Genomic DNA, 26,486 nt, shown 5'->3' with positions numbered 1-26,486 from the left:
GGAAACGACCATGAACACGCATACGGTCAAGGCCTTCGACAATGACATCGGCGAGCTCCGCGGATTGATCTCGCAGATGGGCGGGCTCGCCGAGGACGCGATCGACAAGGCGATGCAGGCGCTGCAACGCAACGACCTCGCGCTCGCCGAACAGGTACGCGTCGCCGACAAGCAGATCGACGTCATCGAGGCGGAGGTCGAGCGGCTCGCGGTGCGGATCATCGCGCTGCGCGCGCCGATGGCGGTCGATCTCCGCGAAGTCGTCGCCGCGCTGAAGATCGCCGGCGTCGTCGAACGGATCGGCGATTACGCCAAGAACATCGCCAAGCGCGTGCCGATGATCGAGAGCGAGCACCGGATCGAGCCGATCTCGATCCTGCCGGCGATGGGCCGGATGGCGAGCGAAATGGTCCACGACGTGCTCGACGCATTCGCCGCGCGCGACCCCGAGGAAGCCGTCCGCGTCGTCGAATGCGACAATGCACTCGACGATTTCTACGACAGCATATTCCGCACACTCGTGACCTACATGGTCGAGAACCCCAGGACGATCGGCCAGGTCGCGCATCTGCTGTTCGTCGCCAAGAACCTCGAGCGGATCGGCGACCACGCCACCAACGTCGCCGAGATGGTCTATTTCGCCGCGACCGGCACGCAGATGGTCGATCGCGAACGCGGCATAAAGAAGGAGCAGGCATAATGGCACGCGCGAAAATGCTGTTGGTCGAAGACGATGCCGCGCTGGCCGAATTGCTGGTCTGGCATTTCAAGCGCGAGGATTTCGAGATCGCGCATACCCCCGACGGCGAGGAAGCCTTGCTGCTCGCCAAGGAGAAGGTGCCCGACATCGTCCTGCTCGACTGGATGGTGGAGGGGCTGTCGGGGATCGAAGTGTGCCGTCGCCTGCGCCGTGCGCCCGAGACGCAGAACGTGCCGATCATCATGCTGACCGCGCGCGGCGAGGAAGAGGATCGCGTCCGCGGGCTCGAAACCGGTGCGGACGATTACGTGACCAAGCCGTTCTCGCCGCGCGAACTCGTTGCCCGCGTAGGGGCCGTGTTGCGCCGCGTCCGCCCTGCCCTCGCCGGCGAAGCCCTCAGCTATGCCGACATCGAGATGGACACGGTCGGCCACAAGGTTCGTCGTTCGGGCGAAGTCGTCTCGCTCGGACCGACCGAGTTCCGGCTGCTGAAGCATTTCCTCGAACACCCGGGCTGGGTGTTCTCGCGCGAGCGGCTGCTCGATGCGGTGTGGGGGCATGACAGCGATATCGAGAGCCGGACGGTCGACGTGCACATCCGGCGGTTGCGTAAAGCGATCAACGTCGGCGAGCGTCCGGACATCATCCGCACCGTCCGTTCGGCGGGGTATTCGCTCGATACGGGCGGATAAGGACCCTGTCCCGCGATGGGGCGAATGGAATCGGATGCGAAACGAAGGACCCAAGCGCGACTTAGTGCGTTCAGACGTCGCGCTACCAAAATGGTGCACCCATTTAGGAGATTCACATGAAGTCCATCCTTCTCGCCGCTGCCGCTCTTCTCGCGTCGCCCGTGATCGCCCAGACGACGCCGCCGGCAGACCCCGCCGCGCAGACTGCACCGGCCGATTCCGCGATGCAGACGGCACCGGCCGATCAGGCTGCCCCTGCCGATCCCGCAGCGCCTGCTGCACCGGCGGATCAGGCAATGGCCGCTCCTGCCGATCCGGCAGCGGCACCAGCTGCACCGATGGCGGCCCCTGCCCCGGCTGGCGGCGTGACGTTCGGCCAGCCGACCGTGACGCCACCGACGCCAGCACCGGCGACGTATCCGGTGTGCTCGAAGACGGTCAAGGACGGCTGCCGCAACCGCGGCGGCAAGTAAGCGACGGAGCAAGCGGCGGGTGATCCTGCCGCTTGCCCGATGACTTGCATAGCCAGCTTTACGTTCTAGGAAAGGCGCTCCAACGATAAGAGAGGAGCGCCTTTTCCATGTCTGAGAACTTTGGGTCTATCAGCTTTGAAGGCCGCGTTGCGATCGTCACCGGCGCAGGCGGCGGTCTCGGCCGCGAATATGCGCTCGAACTCGCCCGCCGCGGTGCGAAAGTCGTGGTCAACGATCTGGGTGCTTCGCGCGACGGCATCGGACATTCCGACGCCGCGCTGAAAGTTGTCGAGGAAATCGAAGCGGCCGGCGGCGAGGCGATGTCGAACGGCGGCAGCGTCACCGAGTACGACCAGATGGTCGAGATGGTCGCGAAAGCCTCCGAGAAATGGGGCGGCGTCCACATCCTCATCAACAACGCCGGCGTGCTGCGCGACAAGAGCTTCGCCAAGATGGAGCCTGCCGACTTCAAGTTCGTCGTCGACGTCCACCTCAACGGCTCGGCCAATGCTACCAAGGCGGTCTGGGACACGATGCGCAGCCAGAATTACGGCCGCATCCTGATGACCGCATCCTCGACCGGTCTCTACGGCAATTTCGGGCAGGCGAACTACGGCGCCGCCAAGCTGGGCCTCGCCGGCTTGACCAAGACGCTCGCGATCGAGGGCGCGAAGAACAACATCAAGGTCAACACGATCGCGCCAACCGCGGGCACGCGGATGACGCAGGACATCTTCCCCGAGGAAGCGTTCAAGGCCTTTTCCCCCGACAAGGTCGCGCCAGCCGCGGTGTTCCTCGTGTCGGAAGATGCGCCGACCAACATGATCGTCGGCGCGGGCGCCGGCGTGTTCCAGGCGGCGTACGTCACGCTGACTCAGGGCAAGCTGCTGACCGGCGACGACCTGTCGGTGGAGGGTGTTGCGGCACATTGGGATGCGATCATCGACCGCGCGGGTGAGATCGTCCCGCAGTCTGGCTCGGAACAATCGATGACCATCCTGAGCAAGTTGCAGGGGCGGTAAACGGCGGATCGATGGCACGTCGATCCTCCCCCGCCAGGGGGAGGTGGCAGGCACTTGCCTGACGGAGGGGGAGGCAAACGATGACCATCGTTCCGTGTCCTCCCCCTCCGTCACCTTCGGCGACACCTCCCCCTTGCGGGGGAGGATTCAAGCATTGAACGCCAGCCTGCTATCGCGGCTCGCGCATTTGCCAGACTACGCGGCCGATGACGGCGATCGCTCCGTCCGGCACAGCCGCCGCGTCCGGATTATCGCTCGTAGCCAACAGCGCTCCCCGTATAAGGGCGACGCGCTTCACCATCACCGCGTCGTCAATCCGGATGACGTACACCCCGCCCTTTGCGCGCGGCGTCCGGTCGGCGGTGTCGACCACGATGTGATCGCCGTCGAACAGTCCCGGCTCCATCGAAGTGCCGCGCACGCGGATGATTGCCACCTGCCCGTCCCTTAGCCCCAGTTTCCGCGCGAGACCGGGGTCCAGCGTGTCCGTGCCGAGCACGATCTCGCCGTCGACCAGCGCGCCCGGCCCCGCCGACGCCGCGACGTCGAGCTTGCGGATGCGGAACCCTGCCGGCCGGTCGGCGGGCGCGCCCAGCCTCGCCTCGCTCACCCCCAGATAGTCCGACAGCAATCGGCGGTCGCGTTCGCCGAGCACCCGCGGCGATCCGCGCCGGACATATTGCTGAAGGTACGCAGCGTTGCGCCCCAGCATCGCCGACAGCGCCGCCAGACTGTCGCCACGCGCCGCTGCCAGCGTTGCCAGCGCGGTTCTTGGATCGGGATCAGACACGGTTCTAGCCACGCCCGAACCGTAGCGTAGGAATTTTCCTAGACAAGTAGGATTTTCCGGAACAGATCAAGAACACAGGCAGGGACCTGGGCCAGGGACTCGGGGCCAGGAACAGGAAGGAGCGACCATGTCCGTTCTCATCAAGATCGACCGATATCTACGGCAGACCGGCATGCCGACTTCTAAATTTGGCCGGTTGGCGGTCGGCGATCCGCGGCTGGTCCACGATCTCCGACTCGGTCGCCAGCCGCGCGCGCCGATGGTGGCGCGGATCGAAACGTTCATAGAACGGCACGGATCGTGAGGATGGACGCGATCCGTGGCCCCGATGCGGGCACGCTGTTGATCCGCGCGGTTCGCGGCCATGCGGCGGCGACAGGCCTGACGATGCACGTCGAGTCGATCGCGTGCACGCCGTGGGCAAGCGCTACGTTCGTCGGCACGCTGCACCGGCTGACGATCGCGGCAATGCCCGTACCCGGTCTTCGAGACTGGATCGACGCGTTGCCCGAAGCGGAGTTCGCGATGCGCGGGCATATCGTCGCCGATCTGGTGGTCGACCGCATCGAGTCGATCGGCGACCGCGAGCATGTGACGATCGCGGTGCTGACGCTGATCGACGCTTAAACGTCTCGTCAGGGGTGGACTTTCGCTGGCCGAACCACGAAGTCGGCGGTCAACGAAGGAGATACATATGGCCGGGATGGGCAAGTTCGACTGGGCGGATCCGTTCCTGCTCGACGATCAGTTGAGCGAGGACGAGCGGATGATCCGCGACAGCGCGAAGGCCTATGCCGACGATAAGCTCGCACCCCGAATCATCGACGCGTTCCAGCACGAGCATACCGATCCCGCGATTTTCCGCGAGATGGGTGCGCTTGGCTTGCTCGGACCGACCATCCCGGAGGAATATGGCGGCGTCGGTGCGTCCTATGTCGCGTACGGGCTGGTCGCGCGCGAGGTCGAGCGGATCGACTCAGGGTATCGCTCGATGATGTCGGTGCAGTCTAGCCTCGTGATGTACCCGATCAACGCGTTCGGATCCGAAGAGCAAAAGCGGAAATACCTGCCCAAGCTCGCGACCGGCGAATGGATCGGCTGCTTCGGGCTGACCGAGCCGGATGCGGGGTCGGATCCCGGCGGGATGACGACGCGGGCGAAGAAGACGGCCAACGGCTATGTCATCTCGGGTGCGAAGACGTGGATTTCGAACTCGCCGATCGCCGACGTGTTCGTGATCTGGGCGAAGTCCGACGAGCATGGCGGCGGCATCCGCGGCTTCATCCTGGAGCGCGGGATGAAGGGGCTGGAGACGCCGAAGATCGAGGGCAAGCTGTCGTTGCGCGCGTCGATCACCGGCATGGTGATGATGGACGAGGTCGAGGTCGGCGACGACGCGTTGCTGCCCGACGTGCAGGGGTTGAAGGGGCCGTTCGGGTGCCTCAATCGCGCGCGGTACGGGATTTCCTGGGGTGCGCTCGGCGCGGCGGAGTTCTGCTTCCATGCGGCGCGGCAATATGGGCTGGATCGGAACCAGTTCGGGACGCCTCTGGCCGGACGGCAGCTTTTCCAGAAGAAGCTGGCGGACATGGAGACCGAGATCGCGCTCGGGCTGCAGGCGTCGTTGCGCGTCGGACGGTTGATGGACGAAGGCCGGTTCGCGCCGGAAATGGTCTCGATCGTCAAGCGCAACAACGTCGGCAAGGCGCTCGATATTGCGCGGATGTCTCGCGACATGCATGGCGGGAATGGGATTTCTGGCGAGTATCAGGTGATGCGCCACCTGATGAACCTGGAGACGGTCAACACGTATGAGGGTGCGCATGATGTGCACGCGCTGATCCTCGGGCGCGCGATCACAGGCATCGCTGCGTTTTGATCGAGCTAGGCAGCTTGTTTCCCCGCGAAGGCGGGGACCCAGTCTGGGCTCCCGCCTTCGCGGGAGAACACAGTTGAAGGATACCCCCCTCGCCGGGTTGAAGGTGGTTGAACTCGCGCGCATCCTTGCGGGTCCTTGGGCGGGGCAAGTCCTTGGCGATCTCGGGGCAGATGTCGTCAAGATCGAGAGCCCCGCCGGCGACGATACGCGAACCTGGGGTCCGCCGTTTATCGATAACCCTGACGGCACGCGCGACGCCGCGTATTTTCACGCCGCCAACCGCGGGAAGCGGTCGGTCGTTGCCGACTTTACCACGCCTGAAGGACAGGCTGTCGTCCGCGACCTGATCGCCGATGCCGACGTCGTGATCGAGAACTTCAAGGTCGGCGGGCTCGTCAAATACGGGCTCGACTACGCCGCGCTCGCCGCGATCAACCCGCGGCTGGTATATTGCTCGATTACAGGGTTCGGGCAGGACGGGCCCTACGCTCCGCGCGCAGGCTACGACTTCATCGTCCAGGGGATGAGCGGAATCATGGACCTGACCGGTGAGCCTGGTGGCGCGCCGCAGAAGATCGGCGTGGCGTTCGCCGACATCATGACCGGGCTGTATTCCGTGATCGCGATCCAGGCGGCGCTGGCGATGCGCGAGCGCACCGGCCGGGGGCAGCAGATCGACATGGCGCTGCTCGATACGATGACCGGGGTGCTGGCGAACCAAGCGATGAACTGGTTCGCGAGCGGCGTGTCGCCGACGCGAGTTGGGAATGCACATATGAACGTGTGTCCGTATGCGGTGTTTCCGTGTGCCGATGGGTGGTTCATCCTGGCGGTCGGGAATGACGGGCAGTTCGGGCGGTTCTGCGACGCGATGGGCTTGCCCGAGATGCGCGACGATCCGCGGTTCGCGACCAATGCCGGGCGGTTGGCGTTCAAGGATGTGTTGTTCGCGGGGATCGAGGTGGCGACGTCTCTGGTGCCTAAGCTCGAGTTGCTGGCGCGGCTGGAGGCGGTGGGTGTGCCGGCCGGGCCGATCAATACGGTGGCGCAGGCTTTCGACGATCCACAGGTTGTCGCGCGGGGGATGGCAATCGACGTCGTGCGGCCGGATGGGTCTCTGGTGCCGGGGCTGCGTACGCCGATCCGGTTTTCGGACGCCGATCTCGCGACTGAGCGGGCGGCGCCGATGTTGGGGTCACCAACGTAGAATTGTTTCGCCGCGAAGGCGGAGACCCAGTCTGGGCCCCCGCCTTTGCGGGGGAACACGCTTAGTAGGCCGCTTCGACCACCGGCTTCCGGGCATACAACCCGTACGCCAGGATCAGCGCGTAGCAGATCGCCGGGAGCAGCAGTGCGAAGTGCAGGCTGCCCGACTTGTCTGCCAGCATACCCGTCAGATACGGGACGATCGCGCCGCCGACGATCGCCGTGGCGATCACGCCCGAGCCTTCCGCCGCGCGCTTGCCGAGACCTTCCGACGCCAGCGAGAAGATCGTCGGGAACATCACGGCGTTCATCAGGCCGATCGCCAGCAACGCCCAACCCGACAGCGCGCCCTCGGTGTTCGCCGAGATCAGGATCAGCATCAGCGTGCCGGTCGCGACGCCCGCGAGCACCTTGCCCGGCGACACCTTGTTCAGCACGTACGCGCCGATGAACCGGCCAACCAGCGCGCCGCCCCAGTAGAACGGCACGTGCTTGCCCGCGGCGACGTCGCTCAGGCCCATCACGCTCGGCTGCATCAGGTAATTGACGATCAGCGAGCCGACCGCGACTTCGGCGCCGACGTACAGGAAGATGCACGCCGTCCCCATCGCGAAGCGCGGGCGCTTCAGCAGCGTGAATGCGTGGAAGATGCTGCCGGTCTGGTCCTGCTCTTCGTTGAGCCGGTTGCGACGGGTCCAGACGACCGCGGCGACGATGAGCAGCGCGATCGCGAGGCCGATATAGGTGTGCACGACAGTTCGCGAGGACTCGGTCCGGTAGGCGTCGAGCGCGGCGCCGGTGAGCTTCGAAGAGTCGACCGTCGCCAGTCCGCCGAGGATCAGCGCGGAGCCGACATACGGGAAGATCGTGGTGCCGAGCGAGTTGAACGCCTGCGCGAACGTCAAGCGGCTCGACGCGGACTTGGGATGGCCGAGCGCGGAGATCAGCGGGTTGGCGACGACCTGCACGACGGTGATGCCTGCGCCGAGCACGAACAGCGCGAACAGGAACATGCCGAAGCTCGCCTGCCCCGCGGCGGGGATGAACAACAGGCAGCCCGCGGTCATCGTCACGAGGCCGATCGACGCGGTCCGCATGTAGCCGGCTTTGCGCACGATCGCGGCGGCGGGGATCGAGAACAGCGCATAGGCGAGGAAGAACGCCGACTGAACCAGCATCGCGGTCGCATGGTCGAGCGTGAAGAGCTCCTTCATCTTGGGGATGATGATGTCGTTCAGCGAGGTGATGCCGCCGAAGATGAAGAACAGCGCGAACACGAACACGCGCAGGTCGGGCGCGTCGTAGCCGTGGCTGGCATCGCCTCCGGCCGCTGGTGTGGATTTGGTATCGACGTGCATCGTAGTGCGCCCCCTCGCGGTATTATCTGCGCGACATAAGCCGGGGCGGCAGCGCGTGGCAATGCCGCGTGGTGCGATCCGTTTCGCGGGGCTAGGACGGCGCGCATGAGCCGCTTCACCGTCAACAACGAACCGATCGAATACAAGCTCGACAACGAGACGCCGCTGCTGTGGGCGCTGCGCGATGCGTCGAACCTGACGGGGACCAAATATGGCTGCGGCACGGGGCAGTGCGGCGCGTGCACCGTCGATATCGATGGGCGCGTGGTGCGGAGTTGCCGGGTGCCTATCGGCTCGATCGAAGGCGCGTACGTCACGACGATCGAGGGGTTGTCGCGCGAGCGCAATCATCCGGTGCAGCTGGCGTTTATCGGGGAGTCTGTGTCGCAATGCGGGTTCTGCATCCCGGGGATGATCATGGCCGCTGCAGCCTTGCTGAAGCGCAATGCCGACCCGAGCGAGGATCTGATCCGCGAGCAGATCACGAACCTGTGCCGGTGCGGGGTGTATCCGCGGGTGGTCGAGGCGGTGCAGCGTGCCGGGCGCGCGACGCGGGGGGAAGAGGTTATTGCTGCGGGACCGCGCCCGGGGATCGACCCGGCGGACTCCGCGCGGCTGGTGCCGGCGCTGGTTCCGCCGCCGACGCGGTAGCGCACGCTCCACTACCCAACCAAAGCATGTTCTCCCGCGAAGGCGGGAGTCCAGTCTGGGCTCCCGCCTTTGCGGGAGAACAAGGAAGAACGAGATGTCTGTGATGACTCGGTAGCGTACCCGATTACAGCCCGCGTAACTGCCGCTACCCCTGCTGCACCACCCCGGCGAAGGCCGGGGCCCAACTGGAACGTCCAAGGTGATTGGCCGCGCGCCTTGTTACTCTCCGCCCCCAATTGGGCACCGGCCTTCGCCGGGGTGGATGCTTCAGAGACGTAGCGACGTATTCGCACTAAACCTGTCTAATCGCTGACGAACCCATTCAGCCTCGCCACACCCCGCAACGTCTAGACCCGACACATCATAGGAGCCGGCTCGTGCGCCGGCGGTCGAGGACGACGGCGATGACGGGCAAGTTTCTCAAACTCTTGATGGCGGCTTCCGCATTGGTGCCGGCAACCATGATGGCATCGACCGCGACCGCGCAACAGGTCGACCAGGACCGCGGTGACCGGGGCCAGCGCCCTGACCGCGGCCAGCGCCAGGATCGCGGCGATCGGGGCCCACGTCCGGACGGACAACCCTTCCAGCAGCAGCGCCCCGACCGCCCCGCCGCGCCCGACCAAGGCCAGCGCCCGCAACGCGCCGATCTCGGCACGCAACCGCAGGTCCGCGGCGACCGTCCCGATGGTCAAGGCCGTCCCGATTGGAACGGCCAGCGCGGCGGACAGGGTGGAGACCGTCAGGCTTGGAACGGCCAGCGCGGCCCCGGCCAAGGCTGGAACGGCCAGACCCGTCCCGACCCTCAGGCCGGCCAGAACCGCCCCGACTGGAACCGCGACCAGGGACGCCCCGGTTTCGATCGCGGCAACCAGCAAGCGGATCGAGGCCAGTTCGACCGCAACGGTGGACGCGGCGATTGGCGTAACGACGGACGCAATGACAACCGGGGCGACAGCCGCGGCGACTGGCGCAACGGCGGCCGTGATGGCTACCAGAACCGCCAGCCCAACCGCGCCTACGGCAACGTCCAGGGCTATGGTCGCGGCGGCTACAACCAGGGTCACTATAACCAGGGCGGCGCGTGGAACCGCGGCTGGCGCAACGACAACCGCTACGCCTGGAGCAACTACCGCGCGTCGAACCGCGGTGCGTACCGCCTCCCACGCTACTACGCGCCGAGCGGCTGGGGTTCGGGCTATCGCCGCTTCGGCGTCGGCTTTTCGCTGAACAGCATCCTCTATAACCAGAATTACTGGATCCAGGACCCGTACACCTACCGCCTGCCCGAGGCGTACGGCCCGTATCGCTGGGTGCGCTATTACAACGACGCGTTGCTGGTCGATCTCGACAGCGGCCGCGTGGTCGACACGGTGTACGACATCTTCTGGTAGGCCCTTTCTGAGAATTGCGGCCTGCCGTCACGCAGTAACAGGGGGAGCCCCGCGGTGGTGAAGATGACCGCGGGGCTCTTGCGTTTTGGGGGCACTTCGCCAAATCCTGCGGCGTGGGTATCTTTTCAAAAGCCAAGAAGGTCGATCCGGCCGTGGCAGTCCGCCAGGCCTTCGGATCGCAGGTCGCCGCGCGCCTCGACGCCAATCCCGCGGTGCAGCGCATCGCGATGGACACGGTGCAGTTCTATTATCAGGACAAGTTCCTCGACCCCGCGACCTGCAAGCGGCTGATCGCGGTGATCGATTCGAAGCGGCGGCCGTCGACGCTGCTGTCCGATCGCCCGAACAGCAATTTCCGGACCAGCGAGAGCTGCGACATGGATCGCTGGTCGCCGGACGTGCAGCCGACCGACGAGGCGATCGCGACGCTGCTCGGGATAGACCTTCTCCACGGCGAGACGATGCAGGGTCAGCGCTACGCCCCCGGCCAGCAATTCCGCGCGCACCACGACTATTTCCACGAGTCCGAAAGCTATTGGGCGAAGATGCAGGAGCAAGGCGGCCAGCGCACCTGGACCGCGATGGTGTTCCTCAACGACGTCCCCGAAGGCGGCGCGACGTGGTTTCCGCAGGCCGGCGTGAAGATCGCGCCGAAGCGCGGCATGCTGCTCGCATGGAACAACATGAACCCGGACGGGAGCCCGAACGGGCTGACGCTGCATGAGGGCATGCCGGTGGTCGAGGGCGTGAAGTATATCGTGACGAAGTGGTTTCGTGAGCGGCCTTGGATGAAGTGAGGGTTGCGTAGACCGTCTCCAACATCGCTCGCCCCTCCCTTGTTGCGGATCCGCCCGGCGCGGATGCCTTATCTTGCCCCCTCCCCGTTCGTCCTGAGTAGCCGTCGAGTAGGCGCCGCAGGCGGCGTATCGAGACGGCGTATCGAAGGACAGGTTGGCGCACGAAACGCATGCTTCGATACGCGCCCTCGATACGCTTCTACGAAGCTACTCGGTCGCTACTCAGCACGAACGGGGGGAGAGTTTACATTCCGCCAGTCCGCGCAAAACTGTTTCCCCGCGAAGGCGGGGACCCATACTGGGCTCCCGCCTTCGCGGGAGAACAAGACGCACGTGGTGCACGCGGTTGCGAGATCGCCCCAACCACGCGTCCCTCCCCGCTCGACAATCCCCCCAGAGCCACTACGTCCTAGGCATGACAGTTCTCGGCGTAACCTCCTCGATCCTCGGTCAACCCTGGCGCTGGCGCGCGCTCGCCGCAGACGGCCGTGACGGTTTCGGGGTCAACGGTTCGGGCGACGACCTCATCACCCAGCTCCTCCTCGCCCGAGGCTGCCCCCGCGACGCGCTTGATGCACACCGCACGCCCTCGATCCGCGCGTTCATGCCCGACCCCTCGATCTTCCGCGACATGGACCGCGCCGCCGAGCGCCTCGCCGACGCGGTACAGGCGCACGAACAAGTCGCGATCTTCGGCGATTACGACGTCGACGGCGCCACCTCCGCCGCGCTGATGGTGCTCGTCCTGCGCGATCTCGGCATCGAAGCCCGCCCGTACATCCCCGACCGCCTGCTCGAAGGCTATGGCCCGTCGGGGGAAGCGCTCGTCCGCCTCGCCGGCGAAGGTGCCACGCTGATCGTCACGGTCGATTGCGGCGCACAGGCATTCGACGCGCTCGACGCCGCCCGCGGCGCAGCAGTCGACGTGATCGTCATCGACCATCACAAATGCTCGACCGCGCTCCCGCACGCGCTCGCGCTGGTCAACCCCAACCGCCTCGACGAGACCGAAGGCGCCGCGCATGGCCATCTCGCCGCGGTCGGCATGTGCTTCCTCGCCGCCGCCGCGCTGGTCCGAAGCTTACGCACCCGCGGTTTCTTCAAGGACCGCGCCGAGCCGAAACTGATCGACCTGCTCGACATCGTCGCGCTCGGCACCGTCGCCGACGTCGCGCAGCTTCGCGGCCTCAACCGCGCGTTCGTCTCGCAGGGCCTCAAGGTCATGGGCGCGCGCAAGAACATCGGCGTCGCCGCCCTGATCGAGGCGTCGCGCCTAACCCGAAACCCGACCTGCACCGACCTCGGCTTCGCGCTGGGCCCGCGCATCAACGCCGGCGGCCGGGTCGGGCGCGCAGACCTCGGCGTGCGCCTTCTGACTACCCAGGACCCCGACGAAGCGCGCGCAATCGCCACTGAGCTCGACCGGCTCAACGAGGAACGCCGCGCGATCGAAACCGCCGTGCAGGAGGCCGCCGACCTCCTCTCCAGCCGCGACCGCACCGTCGCCGTGGTCGCAGGCCATGGCTGGCACCCCGGCGTGATCGGCATCGTCGCCGGCCGCCTCAAGGAAAAGCTCGGCCGACCTGCGATCGTCATCGCGATCGACGAGAACGGCATCGGCAAGGGCTCCGGCCGCTCGATCCCTGGCGTCGACCTCGGTGCGGCTGTGATGGCAGCCCGCGAACACGGACTGCTGGTGGCGGGCGGAGGGCACGCGATGGCCGCCGGGCTAACGATCAGCGAGGCGGCGATCCCCGCCTTCACCGACTTCGTTGAGGAGCGCCTCGCCGCCGCGGTCGAACGCTCCAACGGCGACCGCGCGCTCCTGCTCGACGCGGTCCTCGCGGCTGGCGGCGTAAACCCAGGCCTCGTCGAATCGATGGAAGCCGGCGGCCCCTACGGCATGGGCTGGCCAGCCCCCCGCGTCGCGATGGGCCCGGTCCGCGTGATCAAGGCGGACATCGTCGGCAACGGCCACGTCCGCACGATCGTCGCGGGCGACGACGGCCGCAGCATCAAGGCGATGGCCTTCCGCTCGGCCGAGAGCGCGCTAGGCCAAGCGTTGCTGGGCGCCGCCCCCCACCGCAAGCTCTGGCTCGCCGGCCGCGCGAAGATCGACGACTGGTCTTCGCGCCCGTCCGCCGAGCTTCACGTCGAGGACGCGGCGTGGGCCGACTAAATTCTTGTACCGAAACGCTTGACGCCCCGCCCCCTTCCCCTTAGTCGGCCTCCACCACGCAGGCCCCTTCGTCTAGCGGTTAGGACGCGGCCCTTTCACGGCTGAAGCACGGGTTCGATTCCCGTAGGGGTCACCATCTCGTCGCTAAACGGCGGAGATTGGCGGAACATCAACAAAATCAACGCTTCGTTAGGCGCCCAGTGCTACAGAAGGGTGCTACAAATGGGGCGTCGCATGTCGCATTCCGTCAAACGCGGCAAATCGCGTTTCGAACAATTTCGCATGATCGTTCCCGAGGATGTCCGGGAGGTCATCGGCAAAACGGCGTGGACGGAGTCGCTCCGCACCACTGACCCGTTCGTGGCGCGTGAAAAGCGCGCCGAGCTGATTATCCGGTGCACGGCAGAGATCAGACAGGCGCGGGAGGGGATCGTCGACCGGGCAAAGGCCGACGCTATTGTGCTTCTCGACCGCGCGTTTAGTTTGCTGGCTCAGGCCCGAGGGACGATGGACCGCGCAGTTCAGCTACCGCTACAGTTGCTGGGGAGCTTCGTTCTCGACTCATGGGTCGGGACGGGGAGGGACATGGGCGCACAATGGTGGGGTGACTTCCTTGTCCGCGAGCCCGTGAACTCCGATGAGGCCATCCCTTCTTTCGACAACGAGCGCGAGCGCGCGATGTATCGCCTGCGAGCCAATCTGGTTGAGGGTCGCGGCATCGCTGATGGCTTGGTTTACCAGGAACTTGCCGCCATCCTTTTAGATCGGCGAGTGTTCCACCCTATCTGGTGCGTGGTGAGCTACATGCGCTCGCTTGAGCCCCGGCTGCCCCTCGCACCGGACGCGACCTACGAAGTCGTAGCCGAAGCCTTCCTCCGTCGACTGGCAGAATACCGATTTGAAAGCTGGCCGGAAAATGTTGCCGATGCGCTGGCACCGCTTGGCCGGGGGGCGGCTCCGGTCCCTACTTCGAGACCACAACCTGCCCCAGTCGAAATGCGCTATCAGGGCCTTCTGGCGATGCGCTTGTCAGAGGGGCTACAATACTGGATCGACCAGCGTCGGCCCGGCCAGTCGGCAGTCAACGAAGCTCGCCGTGGTGTAGCCCGTTACATCGCACTGTTTGGCGATGTAATCATCGGCACCATTAACCGAGCGCAAGTGATTGAATTTCGCAATCTCATCGCAGACATTCCTCCTCAAACCGAACTCGCCAAGCTCACCGCTAAAGGCCAAACGCTTCGCTCGGTCATCGACCAGGCACGCGAAGAGCGGCAAACTTGGGAGAAAAGCGACCGACAGATGCCAGAGCCGGGCCGGCTGGCACCGGGTTCGGTTAAAAAGGATGTTGGTTCAATCAGCCAGATTCTCGGCGCGGTCCAGTCCGATCTCGGCGAAGGAACGAACGTGGCCGCACGTATTCAGATCGCTGGGTACACCAAAAACCGGCAGGGCCAGCAGCGACCTCACCTCCCTTTCACACCCGCAATGATGCAGCGGCTGTTCGACAGCCCCTTGTTCACCGGGTGCGCCGGGATCAGCGACATAGATCGGACGCAGCCTGGACCGCACGTGTTTCAGGACGAACTGTATTGGTGCCTACTGTTCGGCGTCGTCGGCGGGCCGCGGCTGGGCGAAATAGGCCAGCTAGCCCTCGACAACGTCCATGACTGTGACCTGCATCGCACGTTTGGAGGCGACATAACGGGAAATTGCACATTTCTGCACATTACGGGAACCGGTGCGGGGCAAAAGACCAAGAACGAGGCCTCCGAACGCTACGTCGTACTTCACGAAAAACTCATCGAGCTCGGCTTCCTCAATTATGTAGAAGGCCGTCGAAAGTCGGGCAAGAAGCGACTGTTTGATCTTAAAGCTACCAAAGGCGCATCGCTGACTAAGGGGTTAAGTCAACGTCTTAACCGGTATCTTGATAGAGTAGTCACTGACGATCCTCGCTATGTTTTCCATTCCACTCGGCACGAGTTTACAGACCGCGCCGACCTGAGCCAAATGCCGACACGAGTGGCTAACAGTATCAAAGGACATGCGAACCTGACTGAGGGCGAGAAATACGGGCTTGTTTCTATCCAGCTTCAGCATGTTCATCTCAAGAACCTCAAGGTCGGGTTCATCGACTGGCCACGCTTGATCGCGGCGGCACGGGCCCGCGACTCGTCGAGCTAATACCCTTGGTCGGTCAATTGTAGACGCAAGTCGTGGGCGGCATTTATGCATACGATGTGATCCTAAAGAGGACCAAATATGCAACGATAGTTTATAGCAGCGTAAATCAACTCTATCGTTGCTCGGAACAAGCGCCTACCAATAGCGATGTCGGAGCCAATCCGCCTGATCAGCGAAGGTCGCTATATTCGACCGTCGGCGTTATCCTAAGCGTCATTGGCGGAGCAGCGACTTGCCGCTCCGCCTTTTTATCCCTTACAGACCAGCACGCGCGCGGGAGCAGGCGCGAACAACGTCCGCCGCAGCGCGCTCGAGGCCGGCGGCTCGATCGGTCCAGCGGTCGAACGGTGCGATGAGCGACACCCAGATCCCGTCGGGGCCAACGGTGAGAAACAAGTCCTGGTGCTGTGGCACGAGGTGGAGCTGCCCGTCCATGTCGCGGAAGAGACTGAGGTCGGGAACAAGGATCGGCCCGGCTGTCGACCTCAGGGCGACATCGACCCGCACCGGGTCGAGCGTCTCTGGGCTGAAACCGTGACGCACGAGGAGTGTGTCACGATACTCAGCCGAGCGCAGCAGCGCCTCATCGAAAACGCGGACGCTGACCGGGGTGGCGGCCAGCACGACGTTGTGATCCAGGCTCTCGAGGGCGCCGGCGGGCAAGCCGGTGTTGCCGCCGAGCGGGTAGTAAGTTTCGCCGCCGAGCGCGGCGAGGAAATAGTCGAGCAACGCGTTCGACGTGGACGGCAGCGGTTCGTGGAGCATGCGGTGCATGACAGTAGACCTTCTTTTTGGCGTGATCCCCGAACCGACTGGTTCGGATCAGGCCCGCTCGCTTTTCATCGCGCTTCCCGGGCTTCGCCTGCCCGTCCTGCCGATCCCCTCCCCTTTCCGCGGTCGCGGCAGCGTGCAGCGATCCCGGCCGTTCCATCCGGTCAGATCGCCGAGGAGGGCATAGCCCCAGCGGTCGAGCAGACGGGCGCTGTCCGCCACGGTGAGCGGGCCAGCATCGCCACCGACGCCAGGACAATAGGAGTGCATCATGGTCACCAAAGCATGGCTATCGGCGCCAAGCGGCTGCCGCTGCCACCACAGACCGAGCACGGCAGAATTGAGCAGCAGCATGGCGGCGAAGCGGAACACCATGGGTGGATCGCGCGCGATCATCGTCTTTTCTCCATCGGGCTTGTTGCCCCATCGAGATCATCCAGCGTCTCGCCACCGGGATCCGGATGCCGGTGGTGCCGAATGCCGGCGGCGCTCGGAACCCTCACCTTCACGCCTCCGGCCTGCGACGCCATGCCTCGCAGAAGTCGAGCCATCGCTCGGCCCAGGCGCCATGCTCGCTTTCGGCAAGGTCCGGATGCAGCTGAGCCCATCCGCACGCATTATGGATACGGCTGAACACGACGATGTGAGCGTGCGGCGCTTCCGTGGCGAGTTGATCACCAGGCGCGTGCAGCACGGCGAGGCTGGTGAGCTGCCTCGCCCGTGCCAGATGCAGCATGGCCCAGGTGGTCACCTTGTCGAACTGATCGTGCAGCGGTTCACCGCGAACGAATGGCAGTGTCAGGACAGCAGCAAGGAGCCGCTGATGCTCGGGCACCGCCGCGTCGTAATCGGCAAACAGCCGTTCGAGCGACACCGGGTCTGCGACACCCGGCGCGAGCAGCAGACGGTAATCTCGAGCGGTGGTCGGCATGCCGCAGCGGGTGTGTGGGCTGCTCGGTCTGGGTTCGATCGGGTTCATCTTGGCGAAGGCAAGCCGCGACAGACTTCGCTCCTGCCCCTTGGAGCGCGGACGCAGTAGAGCGTAACCGAGCCCCGTCACGCCCAGCTGGCGCACATCGAACATCATGTCCGACGCTTCGCTGGGGCTGGCCCAAACCTGGAGCTGGCTCATATCAGCGTTCCACCATCAAAGCCGCAAGCGCGTCGGCGCCGAGCGCGAATCCATCGTCGCGATCCTCGTCGCTGCTCCACGGTGGCACCTCGCAACCGCGCAGCCCTACGCTGAAGAGCGCGAAGAGGGTGTCGTCTGGGTGATTGGGAACGAAATGCGCCGGCGCCCCTGCTCCGAGCCACAGCCTGGCAGGCGCCGACCAGAACAGGCGATGTCCATGCAGACCGACCGTAAAGCGGGCACGCGTTGCATCGGCGCCATCTGCTCGCGCCACGAGCGCATCGCAACCGAACGCCGCCATCACCTCGCCCACCGCGGCGACATCGCTGCCGTTCGACACGGTGGAGGGCACGAGTACCAGCCGTGCAGTGCGCGCGTGAAGATAGTTGCCGACAGACGGCATCGGCATTGACGTCTCGAGATCACGCTCGAAACGCAACCCGGCCAGGCGAGCAACCATCAGCGCCGCCGCGATCGCAGCAGCCTCGGTAGAATAATGCGTCATCTTCTTGGTCTCTCAAGGAAGCAAGCGCGCGGGCTGTTCGCGTCGTCTTGCCAGGGATCGTTTCACCTTCCGGTTCAGCCGAAAGGCTCTCCCCCCCCCTCTCTGCAATCTTCCTTCGTCTTGCCGGCCCCGTACATTGCGCTCACGAAGGCAAGCGGATGTGGTCTTGGCTAGTCAGCCTGCCTCTCCTGAGCTCGGCTCATTTGCCAACAAGCGGACCGAGGCGCGATAATCTTGCCCTTACGAACCGAATGACGATTGAACGATTTTCGGCGGGTAGGCGGAAGCGTATGTCCCGGGTTTCAGGCGTAAAGGCGTTTGCTCTCATGTCAGAGCAAGTTATCAACTTCAAACTTACGGGCTGGCACCGCCTCGCAAGTTGGGATACGGAACCACCGGCTGGAACGCAGATCGACACCGGTGCAAACACGGGCTCTCGCTTGGGGATTGCACGACGTGCAGACGATCATGGTTGCCACCCCGGCACGAGCGACATGAGCCGCATCACCTCGACATGGTTGATCGCCTTGCAGCCGACCAACGGTTCCAGGTCGGCCATGGCAAGGTGGCGCAACTCGGGCTGGGCGAACGGCGGCGTTCGCATCGTGGATAGGCATTCGATGATCTCGATCACTGACCACCCGCGGACATTCACTTCGATGACGCGCAGCTGCTCAAAAGTGAGAATCATCTCTCTGTCGGTCAGCACGTTGCCGTTTAGACCGGACTGTCGCAACCACAGCCCCCGCGTCGTCGTCCAGTGATGCGGCAGGGCAAGCCGTCGGCCGCCCTTCACAGCGCCGCCAGCTCGATCTGAGCGCGCTCGCGCGCAGTGTCGATGACGCCAAGTCTCTCTAGGCATTCAACATCGGTGATGGTCACACGCGCCTTGATTGGCTCAGCGCCGTGTGCGGTTTTCGCGATCGGGCGGTCGACCGGTATCCTGATGCGTCCTTCCGGCAGCGTGACGATACTGCTCAGACCTGACTGTTTCTCGTGTTGCTCGCGCACGACGTAGAGTTTGCCCATAAGTCCTCCGGCGTCGCGGGGACCGAGGCGGACTGCCTTTTCTCCTCCCCATCACGACACGGAGGGGCAACCTCCCTACCCGAAATTGCCGGCTGGTCCGAGAATGCCCCAGCATGTGTTTCCCGACTTTGAAGACGATCGCCGTCACTGCGGCACCGTCGTTCCCGCTTTCCGCCAGCACGCATGGACGAGCGCTTAAAACCCGACGACGCGGGTGAACGAGATCGCGGCCTTGCGGACTGGAAACGGGTTTGGGCTAACGCTGGTCGACGCTGCTGAGCCGTATGCGGTCGAAGAGTCCGAATGGCATCTTCTCAGCGGGCACTCCTATGCTCGCGATGGATACTAGGGCGACGATGGACGCTATCTCTTTTTAAGCCAGCTTGCGGGTCGATCCTTCCTAGTCCGCCTTCCGGAGATGCCGTTGCAGCGGTATCAGAGGACCTGGAGGCGTCGCCTCCACAGCGGCCGCAGGCCGCCGCGCGCGCACGCGCCGCCAAAGCAAAAGTGGGTGCCCCAGTTTTGCGGTATTGCGCCAACTGCCTTGTCACGGACAAACTGACTTGTTGTCCCGTGTAATCTGGTTTTTTGTCCTGCCATTTCTGACTTGTTGTCCTTCGTTTTTATGATCTGCTTTCCTCCTTCATCAACAAAATGGGAGCGATTGACATCATTCATACGTTCAAACTGTGGACTTCTAGATCTGGTGTCAGACATGTTAAAATTATCCCTAGACGAGCTGTTCGGTCCGGACATCGTCGCTGCGTTTCAGGCACAATGGTCGAGCGAGCCCGACGCTGCCTCTGCGCAGGCGGAAGCAGCAGTCCGCGCAATCGTGAAGCCGCAAGGTGGTCGGGAGGAATTTCTATCCAAGCTCGTTCGAGCGCTTGTAGGTCCTGAACCTGACGGGCTCGCCTGGATGGAAGCTCTGACAAAGGGCAGTTTCAACTTGCGAGAGAACGTTACCTACTCAATCGGTCGAGCGGGAGAAAGCCCCGCCAAGTTCATAGACCGGCAGCGCCAGCGCATCCTTGAGCTCGCCGACCACCACAAGGCCCGAGATCGCCGAGCAGATTACGAGAACGCCTACAACGATGCTCTACGGCTCGTAGTGGCGACCTCCCTACTCACGCAGCTTCGCACCAACGTCGCCGCGAAGGCTGCAATCGGTGCGGGCTGGCCCTTGATGGCAGGCGTCAAGGAGCACCTGACCGAAAAGGAAAAACGGGCGCTGTTCTGGTTCGGCAATGATGTGAAATTACAGACGGATCTAGCAAACAGCGCTCGAACCACGCTCGCCGCTTTTCTGGCTGCTAATCCGGATGCCACGGTACCGCGCAAAGCCGATTATAATCAGGCCCTTCCCCCTGGTGCCGATATCAACGCTTTCTTCGCGCCAAAGCAAGCGGCTGTCTTTTCCACCCAACTCGGTAAGAAAGCACGACGGGCGATGTCGGTACACGTGCCGGACTTCATCAAGGAGACATCTTCCTTAATTGAGGCCGATCAATTCCGAGCACGGTTCAAAGCCAAAATGCTTCTGGGGCTCTCGGAGGCGGGATCCGGATCTTATGTCTTTGCGATGGCGATGCGCTCTGAGCGGCGATACACGCTTCGCGACCGCTGGCTTGACGCAGAATCAGACGTCATGCCTGAGAACTTTCACGTGCAGACCGCGATTTGGAATCACATCCAAGATGGCGGTTTTCTACCGCCCGCGACACCAATCGAGTTTATCCACTATGTGGAAGAAGACGCATGCCACGCCTTCCACACGCTTTACAAAGGATGGTTTGGCCTTGAGGAGTGGCAGAAGGCCGGCTTCTTCCAATTCGAGCCAGATCCTACAAGTCTTACACGCCTAGAGTTTTAGATATTATTTCTTAAGCAAATTAAACAAGTCTATTATATTTAAAACACTAGTTTTACTTTAGCCACATCCTTTGATATTTATCACATCGCTCCGAGTTTATTAGCATTCGCCAATTTCGGGAACATCTTATAATCTCCCAAAAGTTCGCGAATTAGTGCCACTACATTAGTGGCATCCATAGGCATTATAGTCACGAACTCATCGTGACGGCTATCGTGTTTTCGTCTAGAAAACTAACAAACCGCGCCGCGCTGACGCAGAGGCCAATTTTCTTCGTGACAGCACGCCCTGACGAGATGCCCTGCCCCCACCTGTTCATTGCTTATTACTTCAGTCTATTCGAGGTGGATCGTGAAATCCTGGATCAACCTGTTCGGATAGAGGCTTCAGGTGCTCGAGCCGTTTTGAGGCGAGAACTTTGACAGCCTTATTTTTGGAAACATTGTATGTGGTCTTACGCGTCAATTCTGAGAAATGGCGTCTGAGCACCTCGACCCGCCGGTTGGCAGCCAACCGGTCATCGCCTCATCCGGCCACCTACAAGCCCAGTTGGCCAGATGCGGATCAACTATGTGCCGTCGCGCGTGTTCATAAGCCCCGTCGCGCTGTCACAGTTTTCCTGGTTATGGATCATTGGCAGATCGATCCGTTCGAGCACGAACGTTCCCTCATCCTCATTAAGCTCGACGATCCGCATCTTCAGGTTCGGTTGCGGGAAGCATCGCGCGATCGAGCGCGGGACCGCGTCTCTGTCGTGAGCCTGTGCGAGGATCACGTGCACCGCGCCGTCGGCATTGTCCCTGGCGACGGCGAGATTATCTATGAGCTCTACGAACCCGGGACGGGACTTCCATTCGCCCGGTCGATCGGTCTTCCAGCTTCTGTAGACGCGGCCCTTCTCCTCGAACCGGTCTTGCCATAAGGTGACGGCGACGCTCGTGCCGTCTTCGCTTCGTCCCGACCAGCTCCACCGGGTGTTGCGCGGCACGACGTCAAAGAACTCAAAGCAATCCGTGTGGCTGTATTTCTTTGGCATGCGCCCTCCCGTCACAACCACTTAGCCGATTGGGCTTCGTGGGCAACCGTGGCGGTGCGTGCGACTCGAAGGCGTCAGTGACCACTTTATTGTCGACCACCAGACGATGCTTGAAGAAGCGCGCAGCGACCCCAGGCTCGCGGCCGAGCCACTCGTCGAGATCGACCGGTCCGAGCAGATGGATATCGAACCTCGTCAGGCATCGAGCACGAGCCGTTCGGCGTCCTGTTCGGTAAGGTAGCTCAGCGTGGCATAGGACTCGTGCACTTCGCGCGCCGCCGCCCGGATCACAACGTCCTTGGACGGCTCGACCTCGGCGTGCCGGGCGAAATAGTCGAACACCGGCCTTGCCGGACCTCTCGCGACTGCCAAGATGCATGTCAGCCTGCTGGCGAGCGATATGTCGCTATTCACTTGCGTGAAACGGACTAGCTTCGCCATTTCACGAAACACCGCGGGAAGCGCCATTTGGCTCTCGAGTCGCTTGCACTGTATGACCCTGACGCCATGTCCCGAGATTGTCAGCAGCACGTCGCGACCGGCATCGGCCCCGGTGATTATCAGTGCCGCGCCGTCTCAGCACCGCGTGACGCCGTGCGGCGCCGAGCTTTTGGCAAGGCATAGCTTAGCCGCTCGAAATCCTCGTCGCCGAGGCGGAGATGGCGAAGCGGTCGGGGCCTGCCTCTTCGAGATCAGCTGGTTGAACCTTGCTGATTTCGGCGCCTCGGCGCCCGAAAGAATCACGTCGACATCCGCGATTCGATGCTGCCGTGATGCGCTTGACGCGGCCCGGCCATGATCCGGCGTCTCGTTTCACCCTAGGTCATTTTTCTTCATCGTCGACCGCAGGGGGCTCTACGCCGGCTGCGCGAAAGACGTCGAGCATCTTCTCGAAATATTGGCGTCTGCCCTGTTGCTCAAGGAGAACGAGCGTTTCCTGCAGATGCTCGAGCGTCAACGGATACCTGCCCGCGATGGCACCCACGAAAGCCGCCAGCATCTCGGGTATGCCGGACGCGTAGCTAACCTGGTCGTTCGTGCGCACGACTTCGAACACATCGCGCATATTGACGAGGGTGGCGATCGGTTCGAACGGAGTGATGAACCCGCCAAAATTGTTCTCCGCGCCGCGATAGGTCCCTGATTCCCGGAACCGTGCCATCGCCGTGTCCCAATAGGTTTGCGAGGGAAGGCGCTGTAAGGCGGCGACCTGAATATGGCGGGCGCTCGCCGCGAATTTCGCCGCCGCAGTGTCGCGAAACCCGGCTATTTCGCCGGCTTCAAAGATACGGACATCGGTCGCTTCCGGCTCGCTGTTTGTCACGATTGCGCGCAATCGATCAGCGGCGGCCGGCCGCAAGCCTGCAAGAATCTCCGGAAAAAGGCGGAGCACTGCATATGCGTTGGCGAGGTAGACGTCCTCACAATCGTCGATTAGCCGAATGAGCTGCGGCACGACCGTTGCCGCCCAAATCCCACGGTCGTGCGTCTTTACCGCCTGTAACGCCCAAGGGATCAGCCACAATCTAGGCTCCCAGCCGGCTGGCGGCGCCTTGAATAGTGCCTTCGCGAGCACGGTCGCGAAGGATGCCAGGACTGATCGCTTCGTGTTCGCAAGGTAGCGGCTCTCGACATATCCCGGAATCGCATCACTCTCGAGTGGGAAGGCCGTACCGCGGAAATCCCGGTCGAACAGTGTCAGCACGGTCCTGCCCTGCACGGGCCGCTGCGACAACAGGTTGCGCACCGCCTCGACGAGATACAATCGGACCAGCTCGGGCTCGGGGGTGAACAGTTCCCCGTCGGATGTGAAGGCCGGATGCGCGCAGAGGTTGCGATCCTCCTTCAACCGTTCGAAATGCCGTCTCGAGATCGGGTCGATGAAGTCGAACTGCGACTCAGCCGCCTCGAGCAGCATATTCTCGATCTGCAGCAACTTTTGGACATTGTTGGCCGCGACGTTCTGGTCAAAAAGGTTAATGAAACTAGTGGCCGCCTGATCGCCCCCATCGGCGAGCTCTCGGATCTTCGAGATGATGTCGTACGTCACCGCCACCCAGATTGCCACAATTGCGGCTTTGAGGCTGCCCGCCCGATAGGCCTTGATGGCTTCGTCGGCATAGCTTCGCGATAGCGGATTTCTGACGCTGAGAAGCAACGCGTCGAGGTCGGTCAAGCGGTAGTCCATAGTCCGCAGATGCCATGGACCGATGCCGTTGGGAATGCTCCGGCAGCAAGGAGCTCGACCAATAAATCCCCTACAGAGGCATTCACCGCTTTCATTTGGTCGAACTGGCTTTGACCGCGTTGGGCGAACGCTGACATTGCGGCTGGCCCACGGGAGTGGCAGTTTTGTGCCACGACGTCGCGTCCGCTTCCGCCGGCAGTCAACCAACCCCGGTTGTTCAGATCAGTTACCGCGAACGTCCGCTCCTAACAGAAGCTGCCTATGAATCGGTTCGATGCAGACCTTTAGGAAGGTGCCCCGAATTGGTCTTTCAAGCTTCGCCACCGGTCCGGAAGGCGGAAATCGGATAACCCCATCATGTTAAGCGGCACTGATGAACCGTCTGATAGCTTCCCTCTTCCGGCAAAACACGGCGAGGAATCGTTGTTTTATCCTGTGCCTCAAAAAAGAAACCGCTTGCGTCCCATTGGGCCGCAGGCCCTGATGCTGCAGGGGAGATTTCCACATGCCATCACTCGACTTCGAGGCCGAGAAGGTTGTTTTCCGTGAATACTACAATGACAACGCCCAGCGCCTCGATCAGGCGAAGGACAAGTTCCTCGTCTTGCTCGACTCGATAATCGCGCACGCCGGACTGAACGTCGCAGCGGTGAGCGGCCGGATCAAGGACCGCGAAGAATCGATAAAGAAGTTCATGCGGAAATATCAGGGCGAGCTCGAGGAGAGCGCCACACCATACGAGATTAAGGGCCACATCACGGACTTGGTCGGGCTGCGCCTCGTCTGCGTATACGAAGACGAGGTCGAGCCGATGGGCCAGCTCGTCCGCGATCACTTCGATGTGATCGACGTGACCGACAAGACCGCCGAGATTGAGGGCACGGAGAACGCGTTCGGCTACAAAGGGCTGCACCTCGACCTTCGCCTCGACCCAGTCCGTGCGGCGATGCCCGACTATGTGCAGTTCGCCCCATACCGTTTCGAGCTTCAAATCCGCACGGTCGTTCAGGATTCGTGGAGTACGCTCGACCACAAGATCAAATACAAGAAATCGATCCCTGCCGCGTTGAAGCGGCGCATCAATACCCTGGCAGCGCTGTTCGAGCTCGCGGACCGCGAGTTTCGCCAGGTTCGCTTGGAAACCGAGCTTGAGATCGAGAAGGCCGAAGCTGAGCCGGAACCCGAAGCCGAGATCGAGGTGGAGGCAGTGGAGATCGCGGACGGCGAGGTTGCGCCCGATCAAGCAGCCGGCGTCGACATCGAGCGGAGGCAATACGCCCCGCTGAACGCGTTCCGGCTGCTGCGCATCGCACGCCACTTCTTCCCGGGGGTCGACTTTGAGGCCAAAAAAATCGACGGCTTTACTGCTGACATCGTCAAGCGACACCCCGGAATCAGCCGCGGAAAGTTCAACTTCTACATGCGGTCGACGATAGGCGTCGTGCGCCAATACAAGACATGGTTTCTCGCCAGCGGGCGCGGCGAGAAGTTCAACGCTTTCACCGAAATGCGGCATGCGCTTTACGCTGCCAACCCCGACTCCTTCGCCGGAATGCTGACGAACGTTGCGCGCGCGACGTTTGACGGATGGCGCGCCGAGAACGCGGAGCAGCAGGCCTGATCCTTCGCGAGATCGGCGCACTTAAACCTCGGCGATCGCCGTGACCGCGTCCACGTATTAGTCCAAAAATCCACACAGAGATTGCACGCGACGCTACTCTGCGATGCTGATGATCTATTCGGATCGGGTGCAGACGCAACCGCTTTAGAGTTCGAGATACATCGCCTCCTCCCCGGTCTGCAGTTCGTTGTGCCGCTGCCTAACGATCTTCTTGGAAACGACGCGGACACGGGCAGTGGTTCGATGAAACTCACGAAACGCGGCCGCATACGACGGGCTTGCAAACAACGTCGTCGTCTGTGCGTCGGCTGGTGCGCTCAGAACGCCTTCCGGGATGCCGTCTTGCCAACCTTGAGCAACCGTGAAATCGCCGACTATTTCAGAAAATCCCCGCCCAGCATATTCCAGTCCGCAATCGCGCTCGGAAATGCGGTCGCCGGAGGCTGCGCACACCACGTTTCCGGATCGATCCGCGTGCATCGCGAAATATGCGATGCGCGCGCTCTGCAACTCAGCCTGAACGACTGTTCGACAGGCATCGACGAACTCATCAAGGATCCCTTTGGGAGCTTCGTTCACTGCTCGGATAAAGCTGAAGTCCGTTTGGCTACCGTCCAGCCGAACAACCCAGAAGCCAACATTTCTACCCCCGTTGGTGATGTTCAACCGGGTCTCGAACCGGTTCACCCCCACGCCGATCTTGCTTGGACCGTCAAGGCCGCACATGTCGTAACGCCGGAGCAGCGCCATCAGGTCATCATGATCTGCCGGATCCGACACGGTTGCACCAACCGGATAGCGGTCGCGCAGTTCACGGAAGTGGTCAATCGCCGCTCCACGGGACGGCCAAGACCTTCCATTACTGAGGCTTACAGGTTTTCTTGCCATTCGTGTCTTACCCTCGCCGCATAAACCGTCCGAATGCATAGGCTTCTTGACGTTTAACTCAAAGCACCGGCAGGTTGAGGCATCGCGAAACGTCATAAGGTAGAACTAAGACCGC

Annotated in this window: 28 protein-coding genes and 1 tRNA gene; 16 read left to right on the top strand and 13 right to left on the bottom strand. The window is 62.8% G+C overall.

Translation table 11 applies throughout. The annotated features are described in order from the left end of the window. Nucleotides 1-10 precede the first annotated feature (10 nt). The 4 genes from phoU to O6X71_RS00340 all read left to right on the top strand — a co-directional run bounded on the left by phoU (nucleotide 11) and on the right by O6X71_RS00340 (nucleotide 2,887). Nucleotides 11-700 carry a phosphate signaling complex protein PhoU gene (gene phoU, locus O6X71_RS00355; RefSeq protein WP_056057297.1) on the top strand — a complete coding sequence of 230 codons (690 nt, stop codon included), beginning with the start codon at nucleotides 11-13 and terminating at the stop codon, nucleotides 698-700. Next, entirely contained in the window at nucleotides 700-1,392 is a 693-nt protein-coding gene (gene phoB / locus O6X71_RS00350) for a phosphate regulon transcriptional regulator PhoB (RefSeq protein WP_055873047.1), read from the top strand. The genes phoU and phoB overlap by 1 nt, the downstream gene beginning before the upstream one ends. Before the next feature lie 116 nt (nucleotides 1,393-1,508). Continuing rightward, on the top strand, nucleotides 1,509-1,865 hold the full coding sequence (locus O6X71_RS00345) for a hypothetical protein (RefSeq protein ID WP_353463924.1): 357 nt from the start codon (nucleotides 1,509-1,511) through the stop codon (nucleotides 1,863-1,865). 107 nt (nucleotides 1,866-1,972) lie between these two features. Next, nucleotides 1,973-2,887: an SDR family NAD(P)-dependent oxidoreductase gene (locus tag O6X71_RS00340; protein WP_353463922.1), complete on the top strand. Its 915-nt coding sequence runs from the start codon at nucleotides 1,973-1,975 to the stop codon at nucleotides 2,885-2,887. A gap of 169 nt (nucleotides 2,888-3,056) precedes the next feature. Here the strand turns inward: O6X71_RS00340 and O6X71_RS00335 are convergent, their stop codons facing one another. Further along, nucleotides 3,057-3,689, bottom strand: a complete 633-nt coding sequence (locus tag O6X71_RS00335; RefSeq protein ID WP_353463920.1) for a S24 family peptidase — start codon at nucleotides 3,687-3,689, stop codon at nucleotides 3,057-3,059. A gap of 115 nt (nucleotides 3,690-3,804) precedes the next feature. Here O6X71_RS00335 and O6X71_RS00330 point away from each other — a divergent pair, with 115 nt between their 5' ends. The 4 genes from O6X71_RS00330 to O6X71_RS00315 all read left to right on the top strand — a co-directional run bounded on the left by O6X71_RS00330 (nucleotide 3,805) and on the right by O6X71_RS00315 (nucleotide 6,763). Continuing rightward, nucleotides 3,805-3,981 (top strand): hypothetical protein, encoded by a 177-nt coding sequence (locus O6X71_RS00330; RefSeq protein WP_165895153.1) that lies wholly within the window; start codon nucleotides 3,805-3,807, stop codon nucleotides 3,979-3,981. A gap of 2 nt (nucleotides 3,982-3,983) precedes the next feature. Next, nucleotides 3,984-4,304, top strand: a complete 321-nt coding sequence (locus O6X71_RS00325; RefSeq protein WP_253070876.1) for a hypothetical protein — start codon at nucleotides 3,984-3,986, stop codon at nucleotides 4,302-4,304. A 67-nt stretch (nucleotides 4,305-4,371) separates the two neighbouring features. Continuing rightward, nucleotides 4,372-5,556: an acyl-CoA dehydrogenase gene (locus O6X71_RS00320; protein ID WP_056055772.1), complete on the top strand. Its 1,185-nt coding sequence runs from the start codon at nucleotides 4,372-4,374 to the stop codon at nucleotides 5,554-5,556. A 73-nt stretch (nucleotides 5,557-5,629) separates the two neighbouring features. Continuing rightward, complete coding sequence (locus tag O6X71_RS00315; protein ID WP_353463917.1) at nucleotides 5,630-6,763, top strand: CaiB/BaiF CoA transferase family protein; 1,134 nt, start codon at nucleotides 5,630-5,632, stop codon at nucleotides 6,761-6,763. A 61-nt stretch (nucleotides 6,764-6,824) separates the two neighbouring features. Here the strand turns inward: O6X71_RS00315 and O6X71_RS00310 are convergent, their stop codons facing one another. Beyond that, complete coding sequence (locus O6X71_RS00310; RefSeq protein ID WP_353463915.1) at nucleotides 6,825-8,120, bottom strand: sugar MFS transporter; 1,296 nt, start codon at nucleotides 8,118-8,120, stop codon at nucleotides 6,825-6,827. 105 nt (nucleotides 8,121-8,225) lie between these two features. Between O6X71_RS00310 and O6X71_RS00305 the strand changes: the two genes are divergently transcribed. The 6 genes from O6X71_RS00305 (at nucleotide 8,226) to O6X71_RS00280 (ending at nucleotide 15,328) form a co-directional block, all read left to right on the top strand. Continuing rightward, nucleotides 8,226-8,771, top strand: coding sequence for a (2Fe-2S)-binding protein (locus O6X71_RS00305; protein WP_353463913.1), 546 nt, complete (start codon nucleotides 8,226-8,228; stop codon nucleotides 8,769-8,771). Nucleotides 8,772-9,175: 404 nt separating this feature from the next. After that, nucleotides 9,176-10,165 (top strand): RcnB family protein, encoded by a 990-nt coding sequence (locus O6X71_RS00300; RefSeq protein ID WP_353463911.1) that lies wholly within the window; start codon nucleotides 9,176-9,178, stop codon nucleotides 10,163-10,165. A gap of 113 nt (nucleotides 10,166-10,278) precedes the next feature. Further along, nucleotides 10,279-10,962 (top strand): prolyl hydroxylase family protein, encoded by a 684-nt coding sequence (locus O6X71_RS00295; protein ID WP_353463909.1) that lies wholly within the window; start codon nucleotides 10,279-10,281, stop codon nucleotides 10,960-10,962. Between the two features lie 415 nt (nucleotides 10,963-11,377). Further along, the gene (recJ, locus tag O6X71_RS00290; protein WP_353463907.1) at nucleotides 11,378-13,141 is read left to right on the top strand and encodes a single-stranded-DNA-specific exonuclease RecJ; all 1,764 of its coding nucleotides are present in this window, start codon (nucleotides 11,378-11,380) and stop codon (nucleotides 13,139-13,141) included. 61 nt (nucleotides 13,142-13,202) lie between these two features. Then, nucleotides 13,203-13,277, top strand: a tRNA-Glu gene (locus tag O6X71_RS00285). 98 nt (nucleotides 13,278-13,375) lie between these two features. Continuing rightward, on the top strand, nucleotides 13,376-15,328 hold the full coding sequence (locus O6X71_RS00280; protein WP_353463905.1) for a site-specific integrase: 1,953 nt from the start codon (nucleotides 13,376-13,378) through the stop codon (nucleotides 15,326-15,328). A gap of 255 nt (nucleotides 15,329-15,583) precedes the next feature. Here the strand turns inward: O6X71_RS00280 and O6X71_RS00275 are convergent, their stop codons facing one another. The 7 genes from O6X71_RS00275 to O6X71_RS00245 form a co-directional block, all read right to left on the bottom strand. After that, nucleotides 15,584-16,102 carry a hypothetical protein gene (locus O6X71_RS00275; protein ID WP_353463903.1) on the bottom strand — a complete coding sequence of 173 codons (519 nt, stop codon included), beginning with the start codon at nucleotides 16,100-16,102 and terminating at the stop codon, nucleotides 15,584-15,586. Nucleotides 16,103-16,150: 48 nt separating this feature from the next. Then, the gene (locus O6X71_RS00270; RefSeq protein ID WP_353463901.1) at nucleotides 16,151-16,495 is read right to left on the bottom strand and encodes a hypothetical protein; all 345 of its coding nucleotides are present in this window, start codon (nucleotides 16,493-16,495) and stop codon (nucleotides 16,151-16,153) included. 109 nt (nucleotides 16,496-16,604) lie between these two features. Next, nucleotides 16,605-17,231: a hypothetical protein gene (locus tag O6X71_RS00265; RefSeq protein WP_353463899.1), complete on the bottom strand. Its 627-nt coding sequence runs from the start codon at nucleotides 17,229-17,231 to the stop codon at nucleotides 16,605-16,607. 1 nt (nucleotide 17,232) lies between these two features. Then, nucleotides 17,233-17,736 (bottom strand): hypothetical protein, encoded by a 504-nt coding sequence (locus tag O6X71_RS00260; RefSeq protein ID WP_353463897.1) that lies wholly within the window; start codon nucleotides 17,734-17,736, stop codon nucleotides 17,233-17,235. A 466-nt stretch (nucleotides 17,737-18,202) separates the two neighbouring features. After that, nucleotides 18,203-18,532 (bottom strand): hypothetical protein, encoded by a 330-nt coding sequence (locus O6X71_RS00255; RefSeq protein ID WP_353463895.1) that lies wholly within the window; start codon nucleotides 18,530-18,532, stop codon nucleotides 18,203-18,205. Beyond that, nucleotides 18,529-18,765: a hypothetical protein gene (locus O6X71_RS00250; protein ID WP_353463893.1), complete on the bottom strand. Its 237-nt coding sequence runs from the start codon at nucleotides 18,763-18,765 to the stop codon at nucleotides 18,529-18,531. Before O6X71_RS00250 ends, O6X71_RS00255 begins: the two co-directional genes overlap by 4 nt. Nucleotides 18,766-19,200: 435 nt before the next feature. Then, nucleotides 19,201-19,482 carry a hypothetical protein gene (locus tag O6X71_RS00245; protein ID WP_353463891.1) on the bottom strand — a complete coding sequence of 94 codons (282 nt, stop codon included), beginning with the start codon at nucleotides 19,480-19,482 and terminating at the stop codon, nucleotides 19,201-19,203. On the opposite strand from O6X71_RS00245, the gene O6X71_RS00240 reads away from it, so the two are divergent. Then, complete coding sequence (locus O6X71_RS00240; RefSeq protein ID WP_353463889.1) at nucleotides 19,481-20,638, top strand: hypothetical protein; 1,158 nt, start codon at nucleotides 19,481-19,483, stop codon at nucleotides 20,636-20,638. The two genes, O6X71_RS00245 and O6X71_RS00240, sit on opposite strands and share 2 nt — an antisense overlap. Nucleotides 20,639-21,206: 568 nt before the next feature. Here the strand turns inward: O6X71_RS00240 and O6X71_RS00235 are convergent. From O6X71_RS00235 to O6X71_RS00225, 3 genes are all read right to left on the bottom strand, one after another. Continuing rightward, a complete protein-coding gene (locus O6X71_RS00235; RefSeq protein ID WP_353463886.1) occupies nucleotides 21,207-21,674 on the bottom strand; it encodes a hypothetical protein in 468 nt (155 codons plus the stop codon). A gap of 195 nt (nucleotides 21,675-21,869) precedes the next feature. Continuing rightward, nucleotides 21,870-22,016, bottom strand: coding sequence for a hypothetical protein (locus O6X71_RS00230; RefSeq protein ID WP_353463884.1), 147 nt, complete (start codon nucleotides 22,014-22,016; stop codon nucleotides 21,870-21,872). A 481-nt stretch (nucleotides 22,017-22,497) separates the two neighbouring features. Then, the gene (locus O6X71_RS00225; RefSeq protein WP_353463882.1) at nucleotides 22,498-23,850 is read right to left on the bottom strand and encodes a hypothetical protein; all 1,353 of its coding nucleotides are present in this window, start codon (nucleotides 23,848-23,850) and stop codon (nucleotides 22,498-22,500) included. A gap of 517 nt (nucleotides 23,851-24,367) precedes the next feature. Here O6X71_RS00225 and O6X71_RS00220 point away from each other — a divergent pair. Then, on the top strand, nucleotides 24,368-25,483 hold the full coding sequence (locus O6X71_RS00220; protein ID WP_353463880.1) for a GTP pyrophosphokinase: 1,116 nt from the start codon (nucleotides 24,368-24,370) through the stop codon (nucleotides 25,481-25,483). Nucleotides 25,484-25,627: 144 nt separating this feature from the next. Here the strand turns inward: O6X71_RS00220 and O6X71_RS00215 are convergent, their stop codons facing one another. Beyond that, a complete protein-coding gene (locus tag O6X71_RS00215; RefSeq protein ID WP_353463878.1) occupies nucleotides 25,628-26,467 on the bottom strand; it encodes a DUF3223 domain-containing protein in 840 nt (279 codons plus the stop codon). Between the last annotated feature and the right edge of the window lie 19 nt (nucleotides 26,468-26,486).

Origin of the sequence: Sphingomonas faeni, assembly GCF_040407505.1 — a bacterium.
GTDB lineage: Bacteria > Pseudomonadota > Alphaproteobacteria > Sphingomonadales > Sphingomonadaceae > Sphingomonas > Sphingomonas faeni_E.
The sequence above is the reverse complement of the archived record's forward strand: the minus strand, read 5'-3'. Positions and strand labels throughout refer to the sequence as shown.

What these genes read in the sequence shown, in the direction of transcription:
- phoU (WP_056057297.1), top strand. Translation starts at nt 11, where the DNA reads ATGAACACGCATACGGTCAAGGCCTTCGACAATGACATCGGCGAGCTC.
- phoB (WP_055873047.1), top strand. Translation starts at nt 700, where the DNA reads ATGGCACGCGCGAAAATGCTGTTGGTCGAAGACGATGCCGCGCTGGCC.
- O6X71_RS00345 (WP_353463924.1), top strand. Translation starts at nt 1,509, where the DNA reads ATGAAGTCCATCCTTCTCGCCGCTGCCGCTCTTCTCGCGTCGCCCGTG.
- O6X71_RS00340 (WP_353463922.1), top strand. Translation starts at nt 1,973, where the DNA reads ATGTCTGAGAACTTTGGGTCTATCAGCTTTGAAGGCCGCGTTGCGATC.
- O6X71_RS00330 (WP_165895153.1), top strand. Translation starts at nt 3,805, where the DNA reads ATGTCCGTTCTCATCAAGATCGACCGATATCTACGGCAGACCGGCATG.
- O6X71_RS00325 (WP_253070876.1), top strand. Translation starts at nt 3,984, where the DNA reads ATGGACGCGATCCGTGGCCCCGATGCGGGCACGCTGTTGATCCGCGCG.
- O6X71_RS00320 (WP_056055772.1), top strand. Translation starts at nt 4,372, where the DNA reads ATGGCCGGGATGGGCAAGTTCGACTGGGCGGATCCGTTCCTGCTCGAC.
- O6X71_RS00310 (WP_353463915.1), bottom strand. Translation starts at nt 8,120, where the DNA reads ATGCACGTCGATACCAAATCCACACCAGCGGCCGGAGGCGATGCCAGC.
- O6X71_RS00305 (WP_353463913.1), top strand. Translation starts at nt 8,226, where the DNA reads ATGAGCCGCTTCACCGTCAACAACGAACCGATCGAATACAAGCTCGAC.
- O6X71_RS00300 (WP_353463911.1), top strand. Translation starts at nt 9,176, where the DNA reads ATGACGGGCAAGTTTCTCAAACTCTTGATGGCGGCTTCCGCATTGGTG.
- recJ (WP_353463907.1), top strand. Translation starts at nt 11,378, where the DNA reads ATGACAGTTCTCGGCGTAACCTCCTCGATCCTCGGTCAACCCTGGCGC.
- O6X71_RS00280 (WP_353463905.1), top strand. Translation starts at nt 13,376, where the DNA reads ATGTCGCATTCCGTCAAACGCGGCAAATCGCGTTTCGAACAATTTCGC.
- O6X71_RS00275 (WP_353463903.1), bottom strand. Translation starts at nt 16,102, where the DNA reads ATGCACCGCATGCTCCACGAACCGCTGCCGTCCACGTCGAACGCGTTG.
- O6X71_RS00270 (WP_353463901.1), bottom strand. Translation starts at nt 16,495, where the DNA reads ATGATCGCGCGCGATCCACCCATGGTGTTCCGCTTCGCCGCCATGCTG.
- O6X71_RS00265 (WP_353463899.1), bottom strand. Translation starts at nt 17,231, where the DNA reads ATGAGCCAGCTCCAGGTTTGGGCCAGCCCCAGCGAAGCGTCGGACATG.
- O6X71_RS00260 (WP_353463897.1), bottom strand. Translation starts at nt 17,736, where the DNA reads ATGACGCATTATTCTACCGAGGCTGCTGCGATCGCGGCGGCGCTGATG.
- O6X71_RS00250 (WP_353463893.1), bottom strand. Translation starts at nt 18,765, where the DNA reads ATGGGCAAACTCTACGTCGTGCGCGAGCAACACGAGAAACAGTCAGGT.
- O6X71_RS00240 (WP_353463889.1), top strand. Translation starts at nt 19,481, where the DNA reads ATGTTAAAATTATCCCTAGACGAGCTGTTCGGTCCGGACATCGTCGCT.
- O6X71_RS00245 (WP_353463891.1), bottom strand. Translation starts at nt 19,482, where the DNA reads ATGTCTGACACCAGATCTAGAAGTCCACAGTTTGAACGTATGAATGAT.
- O6X71_RS00235 (WP_353463886.1), bottom strand. Translation starts at nt 21,674, where the DNA reads ATGCCAAAGAAATACAGCCACACGGATTGCTTTGAGTTCTTTGACGTC.
- O6X71_RS00220 (WP_353463880.1), top strand. Translation starts at nt 24,368, where the DNA reads ATGCCATCACTCGACTTCGAGGCCGAGAAGGTTGTTTTCCGTGAATAC.
- O6X71_RS00215 (WP_353463878.1), bottom strand. Translation starts at nt 26,467, where the DNA reads ATGACGTTTCGCGATGCCTCAACCTGCCGGTGCTTTGAGTTAAACGTC.